Source organism: Archangium gephyra, assembly GCF_049060025.1.
GTDB classification, from domain to species: Bacteria; Myxococcota; Myxococcia; order Myxococcales; family Myxococcaceae; genus Archangium; species Archangium gephyra_A.
Genome location: NZ_JBMEQQ010000002.1, coordinates 10,846,025 through 10,869,419, shown reverse-complemented (window position 1 = coordinate 10,869,419; position 23,395 = coordinate 10,846,025). Strand labels below are relative to the sequence as shown.

The following is a 23,395-nucleotide window of genomic DNA, read 5'->3' as shown; positions in this document are numbered from 1 at the left end:
CGCCCACCGAGATCCGTGCAGACCTGGAAGCGCACCCGGTACCTGCCCGCCGTCTCGGGCGCCCGCCACTGGAGCGTCGAGCCGGGATGCAGCTCGGCGCCGCTCCCGGCCACGGGCCAGACCCACCGGTAGACGGCGCCCGGCTCGGGCTCTCCGCCGAGCCGGGCGGACAGGCCCATCACTTCGCCCGCGCACACCCACGGACGATCCGTGTCGAGGCCCTCGACCACGACACTGGACGTCAGCGACACCCGCTCCTCGTTGAGGGCCGCGGAGAGCGCCTCCCCGGTGGCCGCCAGCGAAGCGGACACGGGGGGCGCGGGGCGAGGCGGCGGAGCAACGGAAGGCACCGGAGGCGGGCTCTCCGCGACGGGCGGACGGCGCTCGGTGGCGGGGGGCACGCGGGGCGGCTGCTCGCCCTCGGGCCGGGGCCACCACGAGACTGCGAGCGCGAGGAGCAGCGCCGTGGCGGCGAGCCCCACGGCGGTGCGAGCACGCGTCCTTGCGGCAGGACGCTCCGGGGTTCCAGGAGGCACGGGGGCGTTGAGCACGGAGGACTAGAAGCCGAAGTCGTTCAGGTGGCGGCGGTAGCCCTGCGAGTTGGGCCGGTACCACTGATCATCCCAGCCCTTGAACTCCACATCGTCGAGCAGCCGCTCGGTCTTGCCGTTGAGGATGACGGAGTTGATGAGCTGCACCGTGGTGGAGCCCACGTTCCGGGAGACGAGCCGGTTGGTGGTGGCGGTATCGAGATATTGATAGGTGGTGCGGCTGCAGTAGTCCTGGGCGAAGCAGCCCTTGTCACAGGTGCTCAGGTTGTTGTAGCTGGCGTGTTTGTCTTCAGCCATGTAGAGCGTGGGCCAGCCGCGAGAGGCATTGCGGGAGTCGATCGCGGTGTCGTATTCGAGCTGCCCATACGAGTACCAGGCCGACGAGTCACAGCTGCTCTTGCGGTGGGCGGACAGGTAGGCCCAGTCGAGGTACCACCTGCCGGCGGAGTAATGGACCTCGAGGATCTGGAACTCGGGATCTCCGTCGTGGCCGGTGGTGACGCCGGTGTCCTCGAAGAAGGTGTCCATGTAGAAGATCTGGAGGGTGCGGGTGGAGAAGCTGGTGCTCTTCACCGCGAAGTAGGGGCGCCGGGCATGGCCGCTCTCGCCGCTGTCGAACCAGAAGAGGGGCATGAACCAGAAGGCGACCTGGTACTCACAGTCGTCGTTGAGCCCATCGCGATCGGCATCGGTGCCGGTGCCCCAGCAGTTGTCGCCGTAGGGGATGGTGCCGAGTCCATCGGCGCGGGCCGTCCCCTGCATGGCGAGTAACAGCCCTAGCGACACCACAGCGATCCTGGCGAAGCGGTTCATTCGAGTCTCCCGGGGAAATAAGGGATGCGCATGCTATACGCCCCGGGACCATGAAGCCCAGACTGCGACACCATTTCGAGCACGAGCTGCAACAGTTCCGGGAGGCCGAGACCCGTGGAGACCTGGCCTCCGCGTGGACGAGCCTCGAGCGCGCGCACATCCTGAGTCAGGCCCATGCCGGACCGCACATCCGGGTGCACTGCGCGATGTTCACCTTCGCCTGGCGCACGAGAAATCCGCGTGAGCTCCTGGGACAGATTCCACGGCTGCTGCTCGCCGGTCCTGGCTCCCTGCTGGGACGTGCGCCCCTGGGAAACACGGGCGGCGCGAACGTGGGCATCTTCACCCCCATGCCCATCCCCGAGGATCTCCAGGCCCTGCTCCGCGACGCCTGAACGCGGAGGGCTCCTGGCCGTGCGCGAAGCTCACCCCTGGCGCAGCACGAGCAGCCGCAGCTCGGTCATGTCCTCGATGGCGTACTTCACGCCCTCGCGGCCCAGTCCCGAGCCCTTCACGCCGCCGTAGGGCATCGTGTCGACGCGGAAGCTCGGCACGTCGCCCACGACGACGCCGCCCACCTCCAGCTCGTCCCACGCCCGCATCGCCCGCGACAGGTCGTTGGTGAAGAGGCCCGCCTGCAGCCCGTAGCGCCCGGCGTTCACTTCGCGCAGCGCGTCCTCGAAGGAGCGGAAGGGCTGGAGCAGCACGACCGGCCCGAAGGCCTCTTCCGCGCACAGGGGCTCGTCGGCGGGCACGCCCTCCAGCACGGTGGCCTCGAGCAGTGCGCCGCGCCGCCCTCCCCCGGCCAGCACGCGCGCACCACGCCCCACCGCGCGCTCGATCCAGCCCTCCAGCCGCCGCGCGGCGGCCTCGTCGATCATCGGGCCGAGCGTGGTGGCCTCGTCCCTGGGGTCTCCCGCGCGCAGCGCCCGCGCCCGAGCGACGAGCCGCTCACGCAGCGCGCCGTACAGTTCCTCGTGCACGAGCACACGCTGCACCGAGATGCAGCTCTGCCCCGCCTGGAAGAAGGCACCGTGGGCCACGCGGTCCGCGACGAAGTCCAGACGCTCACCCTGATCGCGGTCCACCACGCAGGCCGCGTTGCCGCCGAGCTCCAGGACCACCTTCTTGCGTCCGGCGCGTGCCTTGAGCTCCCACCCCACCTTCTCCGAGCCGGTGAACGAGAGCAGCTTCAGCCGGTCATCCTCGATGAACGGCCCGATGTCCTCGAGGCGTGTCGTGAGGACGGAGAAGGCCCCCTCGGGGAGGTCTGTTTCGGCGAGTACCTCGGCCATGATCGCCGCGCTCACGGGCGTGCGGTCCGAGGGCTTGAGCACGAACGGACAGCCCGCGGCAATGGCGGGCGCCACCTTGTGCGCCACCAGGTTGAGCGGGAAGTTGAACGGCGTGATGAACGAGCACGGGCCCACGGGCACCCGCTGGGTGAAGCCGCGGTAACCGTCCGCGCGCCGTGAGACCTCCAGGTTCAGCACCTCGCCCCCGCCACGAACGGACTCCTCGGCGGCGGCCTTGAAGGTGTCGATCAGCCGGGAGACTTCGCCCCGTGCGTCACGGAGGGGCTTGCCCGCTTCGATGCAGAGCGCGAGTGCGAGCTCCTCGGCCCGCTCGCGGAAGCGGCGCACGCAGTGCTCGAGCACCTCCTGCCGTGCGTACGGAGCCAGCCGCCGCATCGGGCCCGCCGCGCGCACCGCCGCGGCAATGGCCTCCTCCACGGCGCGCGCGTCCGCGAGCGCGACACGCGTCACGACCTCGCCAGAGTATTTATCGGTCACGGCCAGCTCCGCGTTGGGCTGCCTCGGGCGGTTGGCCAGGTAATACGGGTAACGTTCAGCCAGCATGGCGCTCCTCACTTTCTCTCTCTTGTCCGTGGCTCAGCGTGCGGCGCCGTCCTCGTCACCGGCACCGAGCGCACGAGCGTTGTCCGAGTAATCGATGGGCAGATCGATGACGTGCACGCCACCCGAGTCCAGGCCGCGCGCGAGCGTGGAGCCGAACTCCGAGGCGCTCGACGGGCGGTGTCCACGCGCGCCGTACGCCTCGGCGTAGCGGACGAAGTCCGGGTTGCCCAGCTCCATCCCGAAGTCGGGGAGCCCCATCTCGCCCTGCTTCCATCGAATCATCCCGTAGCCGTCGTCGCGCACCACGACCACGGTCAGATCCAGCTTCAGGCGCACCGCCGTCTCGAGTTCCTGCGAGTTCATCATGAACCCGCCGTCACCGCAGACGGCGAGCACCTTGCGCCGGGGGTGGACCAGCTTCGCGGCGATGGCGGAGGGGAGCCCCGCCCCCATGGTCGCGAGCGCGTTGTCGAGCAGCAGCGTGTTGGGCCGGCGGCAGCGGTAGTAGCGAGCGAACCAGAGCTTGTACATGCCGTTGTCCAGACACACGATTCCGTCGTCCGGCATGGCGCGCCGCACCTCGGCGACGAGCCGCGCGGGGTAGATGGGGAAGCGGTCGTCGCCGGTGCCGTGCGCGAGCTGCGCATCGAGCCCCGCGCGGGCGCGCTCGAAGGGAGCGAAGTCCCAGTGCGAGCGCGGGCCGACGCACTCGGCGATGCGCCACACCGCGTTGGCGATGTCGCCGGTCACCTGGACCTGCGGGAAGTAGACGGGGTCCACCTCGGCCGGCGAGAAGTTCAAGTGGACCACCGTGCGGCGGTTGTCGCGCATGACGAACGGCGGCTTCTCGATGACATCGTGGCCGACGTTGATGATGCAGTCCGAGGCCTCGATGGCGCGGTGGACGAAGTCCCCATCGGAGAGCGCGGCCGTGCCCATCCAGAGCGGGTGCGTCTCATCCACCACGCCCTTGCCCATCTGGGTGCTGAAGAAGGGAATCCCCACGCGCTCCACGAAGACGCGGAGCATCTCCGAGGTGAGCTTGCGGTTGGCGCCCGCGCCGATCATGAGCAGCGGGCGGCGGGCGGACGCGATGGTCTCGACTGCCAGGGCGATGGAGGCCTCGTCGGCCACGGGCCGGCGGTGAACGCTGGCCGCGAGGGGCGCAGTGTCCGTGGACTCACGCGCCACGTCCTCGGGCAGCTCCAGGTGGGTGGCGCCGGGACGCTCCTCCTCCGCGCGGCGGAAGGCCTCGCGCACCGCCGAGGGGACATGCTCCGCGGAGACGAGCGTGCGGGTGGACTTGGTGAGCGGCCGCATCATTCCCACGACGTCGACGATCTGGAAGTGGCCCTGCTTGCTGGCCTTGATGGGCTTCTGGCCGGTGAGCATCACCATGGGCATGGCGCCGAGCTGGGCGTACGCCGCGGCCGTGACGAGGTTGGTCGCACCAGGCCCGAGCGTCGCGAGGCACACGCCCGCGCGGCCGGTGAGCCGTCCCCACGTGGCGGCCATGAAACCCGCGGCCTGCTCGTGGCGCGTGACGACGAGGCGCATGCCCGAGGCGCGCATCGACTCGAGCAGGTCCAGGTTCTCCTCACCGGGAAGTCCAAAGACGCAGCGCACACCCTCGGCTTCGAGTGCTTTGACGAACAGGTCTGATGCCTTCATGGGCTCTCTCCTCTGGGACACGGAGAGAATCAAGCGCGGCGGCCGATTCGTACATTCGTTTGTTCCCATGGTCTCGATAGGCAATGCCTATGATGGTGGAATGGAGCTCCGCCACCTCCGCTACTTCTCCGCCGTCGCCGAGACCCTGCATTTCGGACGGGCCGCGCGGCGCATCCACGTCTCGCAGCCCACGCTGTCGCAGCAGATCCGGCAGCTTGAGGAGGAGCTCGGCTCGCTCCTCTTCGAGCGCGCGCGCAGCGGCGTGCGGCTGACGCAGGCGGGGGAACTGTTCCGCACGTACGCCTCGCGTGCGCTGGAGGACGTGGACGCGGGCCGGGTGGCGGTGAGTGCACTGCGCGGACTGACGACGGGTGCACTGCGCGTGGGCTACCCGCCCAGCATGCGAGGGGTCGTGGTCCCAGCTTTGGCCGCCGTGCTGCGCCGACACCCGGGCCTGGCGCTGAGCGCCGAGGAGGCAGTCGTGCGCCGGCTGGAGCGGCGGCTCTCGGATGGCAAGCTGGATGTGGGGCTGGGGTATGCGCCCGCGCGCTCACCGGACCTCGACACGGAACCCGTCTTCGACAGCAGGCTCGCGCTCTTCGTCGCGAAGGGGCACCCGTTGGCGGGAGCGGCGTCCGTGGCACTGCGGCAGCTCGAGGACGAGCCGTTCGCGCTGCTCTCCCGGGGGCTGCGCGTACGCGCGCGCGTGGACACCTGGTTCGATGCCATGCGGTTCACGCCGCACATCGCGCTCGAGTCCAACGCGGTGGCCACCGTGCTCGCCATCGTGCGCGCGGGCCTCGCCGTCACGGTGCTCCCCGAGCCTCGGATGGCCGACGCCGAGCGGCTGGTGGTGAAGCGGCTCTCCCCTGCCCCGCGCTCCGAGCTCGCGGCGATCCTGTGGCGCAAGGGCGCGCCACGCACGCCCGCCGCGGAGTTGTTCGCGGCGGAAGTGCGCGAGCGTGCGAAGGAGGTCGGAGCCTGAGCGGCCTCAGCCGCCCTTCGGGAAGTTGCGGCAGGCCGTGTCGTAGTCCCGCCACCAGCCCTCCAGGGCCTTCATGTCGGTGGGCCGGGGCTCGTCCCCTGCCCCCGCCATGTCCAGGTAGGCGTGCAGCAACGGGCGGAAGTGCGGGTGCGCGCACCGCTCGATGATGTCCACCGCGCGCCGCTTGGGCGAGCGGATGTCCATGTTGAGCGCGTAGCCGTGCTCGGTGACGACGCACTTGATGTCGTGCTCGGTGTGGTCGATGTGCCGCACGTACGGCATCACGCAGCTCACCGTGCGCCCGTCCTTCAGCGGCCGGGTGGACGGCGTGTGCACGATGCTCAGGTAGGCGTTGCGGAAGAAGTCCCCCGAGCCTCCCAGCCCGTTGACGATGCGCGAGCCGTCGATGTGCGTGGAGTTGACGTGCCCGTAGATGTCCACCTCGATGGGGGTGTTCATCGCGATGACGAACAGCCGCGAGATGATCTCCGGGTTGTTGGACAGCCACATGGGCCGCAGCACCAGCTTGTCCCGGCAGCGCTCGAACAGCTCCATGAAGCGCCGGCGCCCCTCGGCCGAGAAGGACACGGCGGTGGCCGAGGCGGTCTCGAACTTCGCGTCATCCTCCACGTAGCGCAGCATTCCGTCCTGGAAGACCTCGGTCCAGAATCGGATCTTCTGGAAGGGGGACGCGTAGAGCTCGCCGATGATGGCGTTGGCCACGTTGCCCACCCCGGACTGGATGGGGGGCAGGCGCTTGCCCCAGTCGAACTGCTGACGGCACTGCAGGAGGAAGTCGATGACGTTCTGCGCGATGCGGCGGTCCGTCTCGCTCGCGGCCTTGAAGGGCACTGGGTGGTCGGGCGTGCGGGACTCGACAACGGCCACCACCTTGCTGCGATCGAACTCGACGTAGGGGGTGCCGATGCGGTCGCGCACGTTCACCACCGGCAGCGGCCAGCCCACCTTGGGGTGGACGGTCGGCAGGACGATGTCATGGAAGCCGGTGTAGTCCGGCACCTCGGTGTTCACCTCGAGGATGACCTTGCGCGCCCGGGCGAGCGCCTCGGCGGAGATGCCCACCGAGGAGGAGAGGACGAGGCTGCCGTCCGGGCGGATGCGGGACACCTCGACGACGGCGACGTCGATCTCCCCGTAGAACCCGTACATCAGGTTGCGCGCGAAAGCGGACAGGTGGACGTCGGTGAAGTCCATCTCCCCCGAGTGGATGAGCTTGCGCGACACGGCCGAGGACATGTACGGCCCGCGCTTGCGGATGAAGGGGGCCATGGGCCCTTCCACATCGTCCGAGAGCGAGGCACCACTCAACAGGGTGATGCGGGCCTGGGGTGCCGTCTCGGTGAAGTGCCGGGCGAGCGCCGGGAAGAAGGTCTTCGGCTCACCCGACTTGGTGAAGCCGCTGATGGCCACGGTGCTGCCATCGGTGACGTGCTTCACCGCCTCCTCGACTGGAACGACCTTGGCCAGCAGCTCAGCGTTCTCGATGCGGTCCCGCAGTGTGCTCATGGAAATCCTGGTCGAATGCGGCGGAGTGCCGCCTTGATGCAGTGTCCTGCTGCCGCCCATGCAACCAGGGCCGCCTCATCCCGGGAAACGAAAAAAAACCCTCACGTCACCTGGAGCTGGAACTCCACGCGCCGCTGTCTCCGGCGAATCAGCTCGCGAACGCATCCGGACCTGAAACCGTCATGGGGTGATCGTTCCCACCAAACCCGAAAGCCCGGCGCACTGGCACTTCCAGGTTCGAAGCCCTACCCCCTGGAGGCATGGGCACATCACTCCCTCAAGCCGGTCATGACCTCGCCGGGATGGCAAGCTGGCTCCAGCAGGGCACCCTGAAGCTGGTGAATCTGGCCAGGACGCAGGGCCTGCAAACAGCCTTCTTGCATGCGACGAACGCCGTCGCCTGGCACGTCGTGCCGTCCCGCCGCGCCTTCGCGCGCAACCTCGCGCACGAGAGCGCGCTCGCCCGGGAGTTCGACCAGGCCCATGGAGTCGAGACCGCGGGCGAGTCTCCCCTGACGGAGGTAGGGGTGCCTCCCGAGAAGGCGGGGCGGGGCAACGGCCTCTACCGGGGCATCTGGGCCGGCGTCTTCCACGAAACGCTGCGCGAGACCGGCCTGCCCCTCGAGCACTTCACCTTCGTGGACTACGGCTCCGGCAAGGGCAAGGCGCTCATGCTCGCCTCGGAGTACCCCTTCCAGCGCATCGTCGGCGTGGAGTTCGCGCCCGGGCTGCATGAGGTGGCCGTCAACAACCTGGGCGTCTTCCGGAGCCCCGGGCAGCGCTGCCAGATGTTGGAGGCGGTCTGCGCGGACGCGCTCGAATGGGAGCCACCGGTCGAGCCCCTGGTGTGCTTCTTCTTCAATCCCTTCGATGACCCGACGATGGAGCGCGTCATCACCCGGGTGGCCCGCTCGTGGCGGCACGCTCCACGCGACCTCTACCTGCTGTACGTCAACGTCCGCGACGTGAGTGAGCAGGCGCACGTCTTCGAACGGCACCCCGCGCTGACCCGTGTGAACCGCAGCCAGCACGCCCTCTTCATGAAAGTGACGGCGGGCACCTGACGGGCCGGAGTGGCGGCAGCACCAGCCCGGAGCTACCGCCGCTCCTACTACGCCACGGGCTTCCTTCTGAGACGCGACAGGTGCTCCTTGAGCCTGCCCCGGTTTTGTGGCTCTCCCGCGCTTCGTGTGGTTCATGAGCGGCGAGCAGGAGGTCCCCAGTCGTGAAGTCTCCCGCCTGCACCCAGGATTCACACAAACTGCGGGAGAGCCGGTTTTGTGGACACACCTCATAAGTCGGCTACACGGGAGGTAGTGTTCATGGAGCGAAGGAAGAGGCGGAGTTTCACTTCGGAGTTCAGGGCCGATGCGGTCCGGCTGGTGCGCGAGGGCAGCAAGAGCCTGCCCCAGGTCGCCAACGACATCGACCTGACCGAGTCGGCTCTGCGCAACTGGGTGCGCGAGGCCGACGGGGGCAAGAACAAGGAGCCAGCAGGCGCACTCTCCGCAACCGAGCGGGAGGAGTTGGTCCGGCTGCGCAAGGAGGTGCGTCATCTGGAGATGGAGCGCGATTTCCTAAAAAAAGCGGCGGCCTTCTTCGCGAAGGAGACCTCGAGGTGAAGTTCGAGTTCATCGACGCGGAGAAGGCCCACTTCCCTGTGGACTTCATGTGCCAGCAGCTGGGCGTGTCGCGCTCGGGCTACTACGCCTGGAAGGAGCGCCCGGGAGTCCGAGCGGCACAAGGCGGACCAGGCCCTGGCCGAAGTGGTGACGGAGGTGCATCAGGAGAGCCGCGGCACGTACGTAACAACTCGCCGCGCCCCGTCTGGACGGGGCAGAGATGAGCCCGCCGGGCATCGAGGCAGGGCGCGGCTGCGTCAGTCGGAGCTGGCCGGGAGCGTGACGGTGCCGGGAGTCTCGATGGCGGCGAGCGCGGCGCGCAGCAGGTAGCGCCCCGGGTCCTCACCGCGTAGGCGGGCCGTCTCAATCAGCGAGTAGAAGAGGGCCGCCACCTCGGTGCCACGCAGCGACTTGGAGCCGTAGTGATTCTTTCGGCCCACCACCATGTCGCGCAGCTGCCGCTCCACCAGGTTGTTGTCCAGTGGCACCCAGGCATTGGAGAGGAAGACGGTCAGCCCGCTCCACAGCTCCAGCATGTACTCGAGCGCCTTGCGCAAGCTGCTGCCCGGCAGCGAGCGCTGGGCCAGCGCCCACTCGCGGATTGCAGCCACCAGCGGGGCGGACTTCTCCCGTCGCACCGCCAGACGGTGCGTGAGTGCCGCGGCCTGTTGCTCCCCCGCCAGCACGTGGGGGTTGGGCAGGTCGGCCTCAATGGCATACAGCTGGCCAATGAGAGACAGCACCTCGGCGCACGCGGGGGCCACCTTCTCGGCCTCCACGAATTTGCGTCGCACGTGAGCCCAGCAAAAAACCAGGGAGCAGGAGGCTGGCCCGTCCGCACCGGACTTCGTCGCCGTCTGGTAGGCGGCATAGCCGTCCACCATGGCTATGCCCTTGTAGTCGCCCAGCACCTGCCTGGCGGTGGCCCCGGAGCGACTGGGCAGAATCCGGTGGTACACCGCCTCGGGACAAGCCACCGTCCACGCGTACCACTTCTTCCCCGGCCCCTTGTCCAGCATGTACCAGTGCGTCTCATCGGCGTGGATGAGGGGCGAGGAGAAAACAACAGCAGGCAGCGCCTCGTAGCTGGGCCGCAGGTGGTGGGCCAGCGCGTTGAGCTGGTCCCAGAGCGTCTGGCTGTCCACCACCAGGCCCTCGCGCAAAAACATGCGCTCCTGGCGCGCCAGCGGCAGGTGGAAGCAATACTTTTGGAGGGCGACGTGGACGGCGAAGTCCACCGAATAGCGGCCGCCCTCAATGAGGCGCGGCGGGGCCGGCGCGGTGACGGGCGCGCACCCGCAGGGGCAGCGGTACTTCTGCCGGCGGTAGCGCTTGAGGACGAAGTGGCGCTCCACCACGCTCACCTCCTGGCTGTCCTCCGTCTGTCCCGTCCACTCCTTCAACGCCCCGCCGCACAGGCCGCACACCTTGTCAGCCTCGTCCAGGGGCAGCACCACCTCCTGCACGGGCAGCTCCGGTTGGGCTCGCGGCCCGTGTCCGCGCTGCTTGCGTGCACTCGCCGGCGGCGTCGCCTCCGCGGCTGGCTTGCGCTTCTCGCTGGAGGCGCCGAACAGGCGCTGCTGCATGAGGGCCAGCTGCTCCTTGAGCTGCGTCAGCTCCAGTTGCAACCGCTCCTGGGCGTCCTCGCCCTTGAGCCGCGCATTCTCCTGCACCAGCACCTCCAGCCGCTGGTGCAGCCGCGCATTCTCCGCCTCGAGCAGCGCGGCCATCTGCTTGGCCGTCTCCAGGTCCGTCACGTGCTCGAGGCGCACCATACTTGCGCGGTAGTGCTACGCCGCGTGCGCCACCGCAAGCTCTTTCTCTTCGAAGGCGGGGGGTGACAGCTTCCAGCGCCCAGCCAGCTCGCAGCCCTCCAAAAACAGTGACAGCTCGGCCACCGTCAGCTCCACGCTCGGCGCACCCGCCTGTACCCAGGGCCTGGCGAAGCGTCCCTTGAAGAGGCGTTTGGTGAGCAGCAAAAGCCCCGTGCCGTCGAAGTACAGCACCTTGGCGCGGCGGCGGCACCGTCCGACGAAGAGGAAGACATCGCCCTTGAGAAGCTGCCCTCCCAGCTGCTGCTCCACCACGGCGCTCAGTCCGTCGAATCCCTTGCGCATGTCCACCGGCTGCGCGCAGGCGAACACCCGCACCGCCCGCGTGAGCGTCAGCACGCCAGCCTCCGCAGCAACTGCGCCGCTTCCTCCAGGCCCAGCCCTTCCACGCGCCAGCCCTGGGGCGACACTACCGCGAAGGTAGTCGCCACTGGCGAGGGTGCGTGCTCCTTCGGCGCGTGCGCCACCACGGGCAGCAGCGGCGCGGCCCTCGGCTCACTGCTCTGCGTCTTCTTGCCGCCGGGCGTCTGCCCCCGCCTCCACGCCTGCAACGTCGGCTCCGACACCCCCAGCCTCTCCACCACCGCCTTCAGCGTGTCGCCCTTCTCCTGCGCGTACGCCAGGTAGCGCACCGCGAACGCGCGCAGCGGCTCCGGGAATGGGCCCGAGCCTGCTTTGCGCCCCGCTCGCAGTCGCTCCACTTCCTGCCGGAACTGCTCCAACTCCTTCTCCATGTGCACCTCCAGGTTTGTGGCCCGGAGGTCTCACGCCACGGCCCCTCTCGTCATGACGGGGTCCGGCGAGCAGTTACGCACGTACGGCAGTCCTCGCGTCCACGCGGAGCTGCGTGCCCGCGGGCAGCGCGTGAGTCGCAAGCGAGTGGCCCGCCTCATGAACGAGCAGGGCCTGGCTGCGCGCAAGAGACGTCGCTTCGTGCGCACGACGGACTCACGCCACAACCAGCCCGTGGCTCCCAACATCCTCGAGCGCAACTTCTCCCCCGGCCAGCCCAATAGCACCTGGGCCACGGACATTACCTACGTGGGGACGAGGCAGGGCTGGCTCTACCTGGCCGTCGTCATGGACCTCTTCTCTCGCAAGGTGGTGGGCTGGTCCATGAGCGAGCACATTGACAGGCATCTGGTGCTCAACGCCCTGGACATGGCGCTCAAATGCGTATTCCGGCGAAGTGGAACACTCGTTCCGGGCGAAGTGGAACACCCGTTCCGGCCATGTGGAACAGTCGGAGCGTCAGCGACGCTGGCCGGGGTTCACTTCGCCCCCTTCTTGGACCGGGTCAAATTCCTTTCCGGGTCGCGCACCGAGTCGCCCGTGAGCTTGAGCCGATGGGCGTTGTGCACCAGCCGGTCGAGGATGGCGTCGGCGAGGGTGGCCTCGCCAATCACCGCGTGCCAGTCCTTGGGGTCGAGTTGGGACGTCACCACGGTGGCGCCGGAGCCATACCTGTCCTCCAACACCTCGAGCAGTTCCTTGCGCTCGCTGGTGCCCAGGGGCTCCAGGCCGAAGTCGTCCAGAATCAGCACCTGGGCCTTGGCGAGCCTGCGCAGCAGGTGCGGGTAGGTGCCGTCGGCGCGAGCCTGCGCCAGCTCGTCGAAGAGACGCGAGGCACGGCGGTACACCACGCCGTAGCCGTCGCGGCACGCCTTCTGTCCGAGCGCGCACGCCAGGAAGCTCTTGCCCACGCCGGTGGGGCCCGTCACCAGCACGTTCTGCGCCTGCGCCACCCAGCGCGAGGTGGACAGCTCCATTACCTGCGCCTTCGTCAGCCCGCGCGCCAGGCTGTAGTCGATGTCCTCCAGGCACGCCGTCTGGCGCAGCCGCGCGTTGCGCAGGCGCGAGGTGAGCTTCTTGTTCTCCCGGTGCACCCACTCGGCGTCCGCCAGCAGGCCCACCAGCTCCGTCGGGCCCAGCTGCGTGTCCGCTGGCCGCTCCATCCAGGTGCGCAGGTAGTTGGCCATGCCGTACAGCTTCATCGCGTTGAGCTTCTCCAGCGTCTGCTCCGTCAGCATCGTCTCGTCTCTTCGTTGGGGGTTGTTGGGTGTTGAGCCGCCGGAGCGCGCCCGAAGGGCGCGCGCAGGCGTCCTGCGTGGTAGCGGGCCGCGAGGGCCAGCACCGCGGAGAGTTGTCCGCGCACCGTGGCCGGGCGCGGGAGGCTTCAGTGGTAGTAGCTGGCGCCTCGCACGTTCTCGTGCTGTGGCAGCGCTCCCTTGTCCTCGTGCGCCGCCTCCGCGTCCTCGAGGTGGTGTTGGAGGATGGCGGCCACGGACTTGTAACTGTAGGCGCGGTGGCGCACGGCCCTGGCGCACGCCTTCTCCACGCGCTGCTGCCCGTGGCGCTGCGCCAGGCGGATGACACCCAGGGCCGAGCGGAAGCCCTGCTCGGGGTGGGGGCGGCGCTTCATCACCTCCTCCACCAGTGCCGCCGTGCTGGGGCCCACCGTGGCGGCCCAGGAGAGAATCCGGCTCGGCGTCCACTCCGCATGCGCGCGGTGGCTCTTGGGCATGTGCTCGGCCTGGGTGGTGAAGCGTCCGCGCTCCTCACTGCGCACGTGGCTGGCCACGCGCCGGCCTCCCTGCAACACCTCCACGCACGAGGCTGTGTAGCGCACCTCCACCTGCTGCCCCACCAGCCCGTAGGGCACGCTGTAACAGTGCCCCTCCACCTCCACGTGGTAGTCCACGTTGACGCGCGCCTTCTTCCAGTGCGCCAACTCGTAGGGCTTGTCCGGCAGCGGCTTGAGGGCCGCCTTCTCTACCTCCTCGAAGAGTTGCCGGCGGCTCTTGCTCAGCTTGCGCATGGGCCGCGTGTTCAACTTCTCCAGCAGCACCGCCACCGCCTCGCGCACCTCGCCAAGCGACGTGAAGCGCCGGTTGCGCAGCGCCGCCAGAATCCACCTCTCGGCCAGCAGCACCCCGTTCTCCGCCTTCGCCTTGTCCCGCGGCTTGCGCGGCCGCGCAGGCACCACCGCGAAGCCGTAGTGCCTCGCCATGTCCGCGTAGCTGGGATTGATGTCCGGCTCGTACCGGTTGGTGCGCGTCACCGCTGCCTTCAGGTTGTCGGGCACCGCCATCTCCGACACGCCTCCGAAGTACGCGAACGCCCTCTGGTTGCACCCCACCCACGTGCCCACGTCCTCGCTGAAGACGGGCTCCACGTACGTGTAGTTGCTGGCCCCCAGTACCGCCACGTACAGCTTCGCCACACGCACCTCGCCGCTCACCGCGTCGTGGACTTGCAGCCCATCGCCGCTGAAGTCCATGAAGCACTTCTCCCCGGCACGGTGCTCCTGGCGCATGGTGACGCTCACGCTCTTGGCCCACCGCGCGTAGCGCTCGCAGAACTGGCTGTACTGGTAGCCCTCCGGGTGCGTCTCCCGGTACTCCTGCCACAGCAGCGACTTGGTGACGCCCTTCTTCCTGAGCTTCCGCGTGCACGTGCGCCCAGTCCGGCTCGGGCCGGCTCGCTACCACCTTCCCCTCGTCCGCGAACAGCAGCGCCGTGAGCGCCGCGTCGTCGTCCAGCTCCGGCGCCAGCGGCCAACTCGTCAGCTTCGCCGCCTGCGCCCGGTACAGGTAGCGGTTGACCGTGCCCACGCCGATTCCCAGGCTCCGGGCTATCTCCCGCACCGACAGCTTCAGCTCCAACCTCTGCCTCAACAACTCTCTCAGCTTGCGCATGGACAGCCTCTCTGCCGCCATCAAGACCTCCTTCTTCGGGGAGATCAGAGGCGGCGGCTCGTCCAGCACCGTCAACGCTCCACTGTGTCGCCCATCCCTCGGCCTACCTGCCGGGTGCGTTCCACTTGCCCGGAATCGGTGTTCCACATGGTCGGAATGGGCGTTCCACTTGCTCCGGAATCAGTGTTCCACTTGCCCCGGAATCGGTGTTCCACATGGCCCGGTGCACGCAGCTCAAGGGACGTCAGCCACCGCGAGGACTGCTGCACCACTCGGACCGGGGCAGCCAGTACGCCAGCATCGACTACCAGCAGGCGCTGGCCGCGCGAGGAATTGAGTGCAGCATGTCGCGCAAGGGCAACTGCTGGGACAACGCCGTGGTGGAGAGCTTCTTCAGCAGCTTGAAGTTGGAGCTCGTCTACACCACCGCCTTCGCCACGCACGAGCAGGCCCGGCTGGCCCTCTTCGAATACATCGAGGTCTTCTACAACCGCCTGCGGCGGCACTCTTCGTTGGGCTACGTCAGCCCAGTGGATTTTGAGCTTGCAGCCTTACCGCAGAAGTTGGCATCTTAACCCTACTGTCCACGTAACCGGGGCAAGCCCAACATGTCGGGCAGTATCTTGGCGAGCCTCCTGTCGGACCGAGGCAGTGCCTGCACCGGTTTCAGCGGCCCACCTCTGCCGTCATCTTCTCCAACATGACCTTTAATGTCCTGCCCACGCGCTCTCCAGCTTCGCTCCCTGTGCGATCTTCAGGCAAGCTGGAAGGCGCCACCGGGAGCGTGGGCTACCAGCCCACCAGCGCATCCGCCGCTCGCTCCTTCAGGTCGCCCGAAACTGCGAAACTCGAACTTAGATCGTAAGCGTTGGTTTAGAGCTTCAGGCATACCTCGACAGCGGCAGTCAATGTTTCACAGTGGCGTGCCCTGATCTTACCGCCCTTTCCGAGGGACCAAACAGTCATGCCGGTAGATCCGAGCTTCTTTCTTGTCTCCTCCTGCCACTTGCCAGGAGTGATGAGCCGAACCACAACCTTCCGCGCACCCTTTTCATCCCTGATGTCCATCAACTTCAAACACGCATCACGGTGGATGAGGTGCTCCCCCTTTGGATCTAGAGCAAACACAACATCGGCCCGCCACACCAGAAAGTCTGGAAAGAAATTACGGACCTCTCCCTTCTCTAGCAGAGGAATCGAAAATCCACCGTTTGCCGGGTTTCTGACCCAAGAGAGGCCGACATTATCAAGCGCTCTCGCAAATGCGAGTTCATCCGCGTTCAAATCGCTATAACCCTCATGAAGCGAGTTCTCAAATCGCTCCATCTTCGCGGGATTCACAAGCACAGGCGCCACTTGGTATAGATTCTCTTCCTCAAAGGCCAGATCACTATTATCCAGATAAATCTGAACGAGGCGTTCGGCCTCCGCGCGCAGATTGGCAGCCGCAGAACTCGTAACTTCCACGCGGGCATCAAATCGCCCATCTGACCAATCAATCGTCTTCACAACTTCCGGGAAAAGCGCCTGGACAGCGCGACGCATTATCCATCTAGCCATGACGCGATTCGAATGTGGCGTCTCCTTCGATGACACCTCCGCTTTCGCTCCGTGTCCAATCAACTGCACTGCTCGCAAATGCTCACCTTTGCCAGCCGTATTTATGGTATCACGCCGGTAATCATTCAACATGCGAACCGCTGAATCCAAGGGCTCTGCGGCGCCATCAGAATCTATATGAATTTCTGGCACATGCAGGACATCCTTGGGCAGCAACCGCATACGTTGTCGGTCACCAGCACCAGCGTAGCTATCAAGACGAATCTCAGGCAACTCGGCTGCAATCTTCCTACGGACAGTTTCGAGGATTTTTGGAAACTCCTGCTTGTCATCAACTCTAATATAAAAATTCGCAGTATTGAGTTCAGGATCTGGATAGTGTCTTGCCCCCGGCTGACGTAGGACGCGACCGATCACTTGCTCAATTTGGAGTCCCGAGCCCATCGACTTATCGATGTATGCAAAGCAACAGGAGGGATCGTCCCATCCCTCCTGCAAGCTCAGATTGAAGATGATGTGTTGGAAATTTCCTGCGCGAAATGAGGCAAAATCTTCCTCTCCGCCAGAAAACAGGACAAAGTCGCTCGGTGGCGGATGATCCCTTCGCTCAAATTTCAAGTCACAATAGACAGCGATCGTAGAAGGATCAATGCCCTTCTGCTCCGTCAGATACCGCCAGATTAAGATTGGCGGTGCTCTACGATCCTTGAATGGACGTGATGGGTTATCTGAAGCACCGTCATCCTGACTGATATTTGTTCTGCAAACGTAGATTGCCTTGGGTGTGAATCCGGCCCCCAGCGTCTCGGCTTTTGCAGCCGTGTCTGCCATTTGCACGAGCATGTCATCCAACACGGATTCCATGAGTGCTGAGTAGCCACCAAGCACGAGTTGCCTCTTTACCAATCCACTCTCGACCACCTCTCGCGTATTGACGGCAGTGATGAGGCTTGGTCGAACTTCATCTTCGGGGTTCTGCAGTTCGTTGGACCAGCCATGCTCACGAAGGCGCTCAACCAGTCGTGCAATTCGAGCTGGAGTTTTCATGGTAGCACTCGCCACCAAGATCACATCAGGCTCTAGTTCCAGGAGAAGCTCTGATTGCTGGTCTGAGAGGTTGTGACCCTCGTCATAGACAACAAACAGTGGGCGTCTCTGGCCAAAGGAGTTCTTCCGGTCTCTCAACAAATCCCAAAGCGAATCGTTGGCTCGATCCTGTTCAATCTTGTGAACACGCAGCGTTCCATCAGCCCTGTCCTTCTGATTGAAGCTACCAACCGTAGCAAGCGCAAGACGAGGAACTGACGTATCGGCGATACGGTCAGGTGTGAGCCCCAGAAGGTTCTCGACTTGAAAGCCTTCAATCAGTCCCTCGTATTTACCGCCAGGCTCAAAGTTCCCAAAAGTCTGTTCCACAACTGCTCTACTCTTCGAGATCCAAAGGACGAGAGGCTCCACTGACACGGCCGCACGAATCTGCGCTATCGCGTCAGCCAAAATGGGAGTCTTGCCAGCTCCCGTCAAAGCTGAAAGCGCTTGATAGAACGGGACATCCCAGTTGCGATGTACGGTTGGACGTCGGGGATCGTCACGGAGCAAGAGAAAGCGCTGAGCAATCTGGTCGGATGCTCGGACCTGAAATGGCAAGAGATCAAACGCACTCACTCCGCATCACCACCTTCAGCAGACTCGCCGCTTGAAAAAGGCTGCACAGCCTCATTGAATCCAAGCTTCTCAAGAATCCGATTGGGAATTTGATAGAATTCAATGTTTGGACCACTATATGTGGAGATTCTTGCATAGACGTGAAAAGGAGGCTTCAGACCGCCAGTTTTTGCCTCTGCGGCAATGGCTCTAAATGCGTCCCGGTTCAAAACGGAAGCCTTGTTTGGCCCGTTCCAAACCAAGAAGTATCCTTCTCCTCGACTGTTAGTCGCAAAAAGGTAACGATGCGCCCCAGCTGGCAGCCGCCGAAGGTGCGAACCTGATCGCTCGCTTTGGTCCCAATGGCTTGTTATCAGTAGATCGAGCATTTCTTCTCTTTCCAGAGCAAGAACCGCATCCGCATCTACTGCTTTCGATAGTTGCGTAAAACGAAAACCCCCCGCCAATGGGGGTCTGGCGCCAGATGCCCAATCACCACTAATTACCCGCCGGACGCGTTCAGCAGTCAAACCGCGGGCATACGGGTCGCCCCGCTCCGGACGGCCCTGCTCAACTAGGATAAACCGCCGTTGAGCATCGCTTTCCTGATTCAAGTCGAGAACGGCATGCGCAACTGTGCCCGACCCAGCAAAAGGATCCATAACAATGCCATTTGGCTGGCACCAGATCTGAATGATCTTCTTCATCAACTTGAGGGGTTTGACCGTCTCAAAACCATGCCCCCTTCCGACAATGGCGTCGAGTTCATTGATTCCTGTCTGACTATGTCCGGATTCCGCATGGGCCCATGATGTAGAGCCAATTTCAAACGGGAGTTCGTACTCGTCCTCCGCCCAATACGTCGTAGGCACAATTCCCTGCTTTACTTCTTCGAGATACTTCTTGATTCCAAAAGTGCCCTGACCTTGGTCTCGCCAGTGCGCTTCGGGCCAAAATCCAGCATCGCGGATCTTCTCGGCCTTTTGGCGTGCCTTCTTAAGAACAGGATGGTCCGGCGAAAAATCTTCGTCTCCTGGTTTGGGCGCCCCATCAATTAGCAACGCCTTCGCACGGCTGTCTTTGATATCGACTTCGATATACGTGGAGCCCCACGCCTCAAGTAGCTTCTTGAGACGCTGCTTCCCTGGTGTCCAGCATCGCCCCGGCGATGGATATTCCAACTTCCCAGTGAACGGCGATTGAACCCCGTAAACCATCGGTGGGTTCTTTGCAGCCCCCGGCGCGGTCAGATCTCCCGGCTTCCACTTTCGAGAATCGCCATCTGGAGATCCATAGCGCGCATTCATCGCCTCAGTTCGTGGAAGCAGACCCGTTTTTGAACGATCAACCGCCTTTGCATAGACAAGGATGTATTCCGTGGCTGTGGACAGTCGCTTATGATCGTTCCGGGGCGCATATGACTTCTGCCAATTGATGATGCCCAGGCGATTGTCCTCTCCAAAAATCTGGTCGAGCAACATCCCCAGTCGGAACAATTCGCGGTAATCGATGCAGATTGCGAGAATGCCTGAGGGCTTGAGCATCTCCCTCATCATCCAGAGTCGCGGCGTCATGAACCGCAGCCACTTGCTGTGACGTGAGCCATCATCCGCAGGAACTAGGCGTCCTAAATCTGGATCGTTCGGGTCCTCATCCCAGCGGTCGTTATACCTGAAGTCCTCTCCAGTGTTGTAGGGAGGATCTGTCAGAACGAGGTCAACCTGTCCCCTGTATTTGTACAAGGACACCATCGCTTGAAGGTTTTCGCCTTCTACGAGGAGATTTCCAGACTGTTGCTCCTCGCTTCCGACTGAAAGACGTGCCTCGATCTTCTGACGGCGAGGCTGAACGCGGCGGATGATCTGCCAAGGGGGAGTCTGTCCCTTGTAGCTCATCCGGATCCCTCCGGACTCCTCAGCATCGCGTTGGACGAGGAGTTGAATCAATTCTTCTCGTCGGAAAATCTCGTACTGTACCTGCTTCGCCTTTTTCTCCGTTTCCGCCTTTATCACCCGTCCCCCCTCCATCACCCGCTTGTGCAGCTCCTTGGAAGTCATCGCAGCTTGCAGGAGCACGCCCTTCGCCTGCTCCATTTTTTCCCGATTCCGACCGGACGGCATCGATGCAGTTCCTTGCTTAGTGGGCAACCGCCCTGGTCATATGTTCAGTATACCTGAGGTCTGACACTCTCCCACGGTGAACAGCGGAAGCTCAAGGTAGAGGAGAGTCAGCTCGCTCTCCTCAGCGAGGCAGCGCCAGAAGAGTGGGCGGAGGGTAGGCCGCCTCTGAGCTTGAGGCAAAGAACAAGCGCGCCAGCAGCTTGGATGAAGCGACTGCTGCGGCACACACGCGCAGGGTGGACGTCTTCAAGAGCCCCTGCGTGGGGGCCAGTAGCAGCAACTGGCGTACCTAACAGCGCCGCGAGCCGACAGGCCATACATACGGGAGCACTTGAGACTACCCATGTTCCCAATGGGCAACCCCTGGTCTGCGCCCCTCATGAGCGGGCGACAAGGGCCGGCGTTTGCCTCCAGCGGAATTGCCAGTCTGGGCACGCGGCCGACGAACGCTCCCGTAGGAGCCCAGTTCGGCCCTGTTCTCTACCCAAGTCGCCCCCGCAACAAGGGACTCTGTCTTGCCTATCTCCTTCGCCAGCCACCTAGTCATGCACGGGTACCGCACAAGGCCGTCCAGGTGATGGCGGGGGTACGCCCACCACCGACATGGAGATATGACCATGCGCTACGCCCATCTCAGCCCGAACCTGAATGATGCTTGGCCCGGAAACGAAAAAAGCCCCCGAGTCGCTTGGACTCGGAGGCTTCTTTCGGAGTGCCCAGGGCGGGATTCGAACCCGCACACCTTTCGGCGCCACCCCCTCAAGATGGTGTGTCTACCAGTTCCACCACCTGGGCATTTCCGGCGCGGTCTCGACTGAGTGAGTCGCCCCGGAAACAACGCGGCCTCTAGTACCACGAACCGCGCTGTCTGCAACAACGATTTTTAACGACTCCGCCACCCGCTTTCTTCCGCCGGGTGGCCGCCCGCCTACTGCCCGGGCGCCGGAGCCGGAGCGTCGGCCGGACGCGGCTGCTCCACGCTGCCCGGAGCGGCCGGAGCCTGCTGCGCGGGAGCGGGAGGCGCACCCGAGCCCGGCGCCGGAGGAGCCGCCTCCTGAGGATTCGCCGGAGGCACCTGGCCCGCCGGAGGAGCCCCAGCACCCGGCTGCCCCATGCCCTGCTGCGGCGCCTGAGCCGGCTGCGTCGCCGCCGGCTTGTTCACCAGCGAGCCCGCCACCGACGTGCGCATGCCCACGAAGGACAGGCCCAGCGACGTCAGGAAGAACAGCGCCGCGCAGACGCCGGTGATCTTGGTCAGGAAGGTCGTCGCACCGCGGCCACCGAAGGCGCTCGTCGCGGCACCGCCACCCAGGGCCGAACCCATGCCGGCGTCCTTCCCGGGCTGCAACAGGATGACGAAGATCATGAACACGCACAGCACGACGTGCACGATCGTCACGAAGGTCAACATGCTTTAAGCTCTTCTTTCCGGTCCTGGATGAAAGGCCGCGCAGCCTAACCGAACGGGCCGGGCCGTGACAATCTTCCTGCGATCACACCCCGCCCTTCGCGATCGCCGCGAAGTCGCCCGCCTTCAGGCTCGCCCCACCCACCAGCGCCCCGTCCACGTCCGGCTGGCCCAGCAATTCCGCCGCGTTGTCCGGCTTCACGCTCCCTCCGTACTGGAGGAGCACCCGGTTCGCCGTCCCCTGGTCGTACAGCCGCCCGAGCTGCTCGCGGATGGCCCGGTGGACCTCCTGGGCCTGGGCGCTGGTGGCCGTCCGGCCCGTCCCAATCGCCCACACCGGCTCGTAGGCCAGGACGAAACCCGCCACCTCGGCCGCCTGGAAGCCCTTCAGCGCACCCGCCACCTGCCGCTCCACCACCTCCAGGGTGCGGTTGGCCTCGCGCTCGGCCAGCGTCTCGCCCACGCAGATGATGGGCGTCATCCCCGCCCCCACCACCGCCCGGGTCCGCTTGTTCACCGTCTCGTCCGTCTCGCCGAAGTACTGCCGGCGCTCGGAGTGGCCCACGATGACGTAGGCGCACCCCACGTCCTTCAGCATCTGCGCGGACACCTCGCCCGTGTACGCCCCGCTGGCCTCCCAGTGGCAGTTCTGGGCGGCCAGCTTCACGGCAGAGCCCTCGAGCTCCTTCGCCACCGCCTGCAGCGCGAGGAACGGCGGCGCCACGGCGAGCTGCACCCGGTCTCCCGGAAGGGAGGCCACCAGCCCCTTGAGCTCGCGCACCAGTGCGAGCCCCTCGGAGATGGTCTTGTTCATCTTCCAGTTACCGGCGATGAGCTTCCGTCGCGCCTGTGCCGCCATGAGGACTGTCTCCGTGGTGTTGGGTACGGCCGACTACTTCGTCTCCAGCGCCTTCACGCCCGGCAGGTCGCGGCCCTCGAGGAACTCCAGCGAGGCCCCACCGCCGGTGGACACGTGGCTGAGCTTGGGCGCCAGCCCCATCTGCGTCACCGCCGCGGCGCTGTCTCCGCCGCCGACGATCGTGATGGCGTCCTTGTTGATGGCCATGGACTCGGCCACCGTGCGCGTGCCCGCGGCGTACTTCTCGATCTCGAACATGCCCATGGGGCCGTTCCACACCACCGTCTTGGCGCTGCGGATGTGCTCGGAGTACATGGCCCGCGTCTTGGGGCCGATGTCCAGGCCCATCAGGTCCGCGGGGATGGCGCGGTCGGCCACCTCGCGCACAGGGCCCTTGTCCGTGGGCTCGGTGCTGCAGACGTGGTCCACGGGCAGCACCAGCGACGTCTTCAGCCGCTGCGCCGCCTCGAGCATGCGCGTGGCCAGCGACAGCTTGTCCTCCTCCACGCGGCTCTTGCCCACTTCAATCCCCTGCGCCTTGAGGAAGGTGTAGGCCATGGCGCCGCCGATGAGCAGCGCGTCCACCTTGGGCAGCAGGCTTTCGATCACCTTGATCTTGTCGCTCACCTTGGAGCCGCCCAGGATGGCCACGAAGGGCTTGGTGGGGTTCTTCAGCGCCCCGCCCAGGTACTCCAGCTCCTTGCGCATCAGGAGGCCGGCGCCCTTCTCCTTCACGTGGGGCACCATGCCCGCGGTGGAGGCATGGGCGCGGTGCGCGGTACCGAAGGCGTCGTTGATGTAGACGTCGGCGAAGGTGGCCAGCTCGCGCGCGAAGGCGTCGTCGTTGGCCTCCTCCTCCTTGTGGAAGCGCAGGTTCTCGAGCATGAGCACCTGGCCGTCCTTCAGGTCCTTCACCAGCTTGCGCACGCCGTCACCCACGCAGTCGTCGGCGAGGATGACCTCGTGCTTGGCGCCGAGCAGCTCGCTGAGGCGGCTCGCGGCCGGCTCCAGCGAGAGCTTCGGATCCGGTCCCTTGGGACGCCCGAGGTGGGAGGCCAGAATCACCTTGCCGCCCAGCTCCAGGGCGCGCCGGATGGTCGGCAGCGCCTCGCGGATGCGGGTGTCGTCGGTGATGCGCTTGCCTTCCAGGGGAACGTTGAAGTCCACCCGGATGAAGACGCGCTTGCCGGTGAGCTGCATGTCGTCGATGTAGCGGATCATCTCGGTCCTCCCACTCGGAACGCCC

At 65.4% G+C, this 23,395-nt stretch carries 16 protein-coding genes, 1 tRNA gene and 4 pseudogenes; 6 read left to right on the top strand and 15 right to left on the bottom strand.

Annotation, left to right across the window (positions count from 1 at the left end; all coding sequences use genetic code 11):
- Positions 1 to 557: 557 nt before the first annotated feature.
- The gene (locus ACN28I_RS47540; RefSeq protein ID WP_420948468.1) at positions 558 to 1,364 is read right to left on the bottom strand and encodes a hypothetical protein; all 807 of its coding nucleotides are present in this window, start codon (positions 1,362 to 1,364) and stop codon (positions 558 to 560) included.
- A gap of 50 nt (positions 1,365 to 1,414) precedes the next feature.
- Between ACN28I_RS47540 and ACN28I_RS47535 the strand changes: the two genes are divergently transcribed.
- On the top strand, positions 1,415 to 1,759 hold the full coding sequence (locus ACN28I_RS47535) for a DUF3703 domain-containing protein (RefSeq protein WP_420948467.1): 345 nt from the start codon (positions 1,415 to 1,417) through the stop codon (positions 1,757 to 1,759).
- A 30-nt stretch (positions 1,760 to 1,789) separates the two neighbouring features.
- Here ACN28I_RS47535 and ACN28I_RS47530 read toward each other — a convergent pair whose 3' ends face one another.
- Together ACN28I_RS47530 and ACN28I_RS47525 are read right to left on the bottom strand one after the other, a co-directional pair.
- On the bottom strand, positions 1,790 to 3,223 hold the full coding sequence (locus ACN28I_RS47530; protein WP_420948466.1) for an aldehyde dehydrogenase family protein: 1,434 nt from the start codon (positions 3,221 to 3,223) through the stop codon (positions 1,790 to 1,792).
- A 33-nt stretch (positions 3,224 to 3,256) separates the two neighbouring features.
- Positions 3,257 to 4,894, bottom strand: coding sequence for an acetolactate synthase large subunit (locus ACN28I_RS47525; protein ID WP_420948465.1), 1,638 nt, complete (start codon positions 4,892 to 4,894; stop codon positions 3,257 to 3,259).
- A gap of 100 nt (positions 4,895 to 4,994) precedes the next feature.
- On the opposite strand from ACN28I_RS47525, the gene ACN28I_RS47520 reads away from it, so the two are divergent.
- Entirely contained in the window at positions 4,995 to 5,879 is an 885-nt protein-coding gene (locus tag ACN28I_RS47520; RefSeq protein WP_420948464.1) for a LysR substrate-binding domain-containing protein, read from the top strand.
- Between the two features lie 6 nt (positions 5,880 to 5,885).
- On the opposite strand, the gene ACN28I_RS47515 is transcribed toward ACN28I_RS47520, so the two are convergent.
- Positions 5,886 to 7,406: an acetyl-CoA hydrolase/transferase C-terminal domain-containing protein gene (locus tag ACN28I_RS47515; RefSeq protein WP_420948463.1), complete on the bottom strand. Its 1,521-nt coding sequence runs from the start codon at positions 7,404 to 7,406 to the stop codon at positions 5,886 to 5,888.
- 302 nt (positions 7,407 to 7,708) lie between these two features.
- Here ACN28I_RS47515 and ACN28I_RS47510 point away from each other — a divergent pair, with 302 nt between their 5' ends.
- Positions 7,709 to 8,470: a class I SAM-dependent methyltransferase gene (locus tag ACN28I_RS47510; protein WP_420948462.1), complete on the top strand. Its 762-nt coding sequence runs from the start codon at positions 7,709 to 7,711 to the stop codon at positions 8,468 to 8,470.
- Positions 8,471 to 8,728: 258 nt separating this feature from the next.
- A pseudogene (locus tag ACN28I_RS47505) lies at positions 8,729 to 9,301 on the top strand (transposase); the annotation flags it as partial.
- On the opposite strand, the gene tnpC reads toward ACN28I_RS47505, so the two are convergent.
- The 3 genes from tnpC to ACN28I_RS47490 form a co-directional block, all read right to left on the bottom strand.
- Positions 9,286 to 10,614, bottom strand: coding sequence for an IS66 family transposase (gene tnpC / locus ACN28I_RS47500; protein WP_420948862.1), 1,329 nt, complete (start codon positions 10,612 to 10,614; stop codon positions 9,286 to 9,288). The pseudogene ACN28I_RS47505 and the gene tnpC overlap by 16 nt on opposite strands.
- 204 nt (positions 10,615 to 10,818) lie before the next feature.
- On the bottom strand, positions 10,819 to 11,199 hold the full coding sequence (gene tnpB, locus ACN28I_RS47495; protein ID WP_420948461.1) for an IS66 family insertion sequence element accessory protein TnpB: 381 nt from the start codon (positions 11,197 to 11,199) through the stop codon (positions 10,819 to 10,821).
- The gene (locus ACN28I_RS47490) at positions 11,193 to 11,594 is read right to left on the bottom strand and encodes a hypothetical protein (protein WP_420948460.1); all 402 of its coding nucleotides are present in this window, start codon (positions 11,592 to 11,594) and stop codon (positions 11,193 to 11,195) included. Before ACN28I_RS47490 ends, tnpB begins: the two co-directional genes overlap by 7 nt.
- A 79-nt stretch (positions 11,595 to 11,673) precedes the next feature.
- Here ACN28I_RS47490 and ACN28I_RS47485 point away from each other — a divergent pair.
- A pseudogene (locus ACN28I_RS47485) lies at positions 11,674 to 12,033 on the top strand (DDE-type integrase/transposase/recombinase); the annotation flags it as partial.
- A gap of 98 nt (positions 12,034 to 12,131) precedes the next feature.
- On the opposite strand, the gene istB reads toward ACN28I_RS47485, so the two are convergent.
- Together istB and istA are read right to left on the bottom strand one after the other, a co-directional pair.
- On the bottom strand, positions 12,132 to 12,890 hold the full coding sequence (gene istB / locus ACN28I_RS47480; RefSeq protein WP_420948459.1) for an IS21-like element helper ATPase IstB: 759 nt from the start codon (positions 12,888 to 12,890) through the stop codon (positions 12,132 to 12,134).
- Positions 12,891 to 13,036: 146 nt separating this feature from the next.
- Positions 13,037 to 14,558 (bottom strand): annotated as a pseudogene (istA, locus tag ACN28I_RS47475) (IS21 family transposase).
- Positions 14,559 to 14,791: 233 nt separating this feature from the next.
- Here istA and ACN28I_RS47470 point away from each other — a divergent pair.
- Positions 14,792 to 15,133, top strand: a pseudogene (locus ACN28I_RS47470) (IS3 family transposase); the annotation flags it as partial.
- Positions 15,134 to 15,431: 298 nt separating this feature from the next.
- On the opposite strand, the gene ACN28I_RS47465 reads toward ACN28I_RS47470, so the two are convergent.
- From ACN28I_RS47465 to ACN28I_RS47440, 6 genes are all read right to left on the bottom strand, one after another.
- Complete coding sequence (locus tag ACN28I_RS47465; protein WP_420948458.1) at positions 15,432 to 17,783, bottom strand: DEAD/DEAH box helicase family protein; 2,352 nt, start codon at positions 17,781 to 17,783, stop codon at positions 15,432 to 15,434.
- Positions 17,780 to 19,882 (bottom strand): site-specific DNA-methyltransferase, encoded by a 2,103-nt coding sequence (locus ACN28I_RS47460; RefSeq protein ID WP_420948457.1) that lies wholly within the window; start codon positions 19,880 to 19,882, stop codon positions 17,780 to 17,782. The genes ACN28I_RS47465 and ACN28I_RS47460 overlap by 4 nt, the downstream gene beginning before the upstream one ends.
- Before the next feature lie 713 nt (positions 19,883 to 20,595).
- Positions 20,596 to 20,677: transfer RNA gene (locus tag ACN28I_RS47455), tRNA-Leu, on the bottom strand.
- 133 nt (positions 20,678 to 20,810) lie between these two features.
- Positions 20,811 to 21,293 carry a preprotein translocase subunit SecG gene (gene secG / locus ACN28I_RS47450; protein ID WP_420948456.1) on the bottom strand — a complete coding sequence of 161 codons (483 nt, stop codon included), beginning with the start codon at positions 21,291 to 21,293 and terminating at the stop codon, positions 20,811 to 20,813.
- 82 nt (positions 21,294 to 21,375) lie between these two features.
- Positions 21,376 to 22,149, bottom strand: a complete 774-nt coding sequence (tpiA, locus tag ACN28I_RS47445; protein WP_420948455.1) for a triose-phosphate isomerase — start codon at positions 22,147 to 22,149, stop codon at positions 21,376 to 21,378.
- Between the two features lie 33 nt (positions 22,150 to 22,182).
- The gene (locus ACN28I_RS47440) at positions 22,183 to 23,370 is read right to left on the bottom strand and encodes a phosphoglycerate kinase (RefSeq protein ID WP_420948454.1); all 1,188 of its coding nucleotides are present in this window, start codon (positions 23,368 to 23,370) and stop codon (positions 22,183 to 22,185) included.
- Positions 23,371 to 23,395 lie beyond the last annotated feature (25 nt).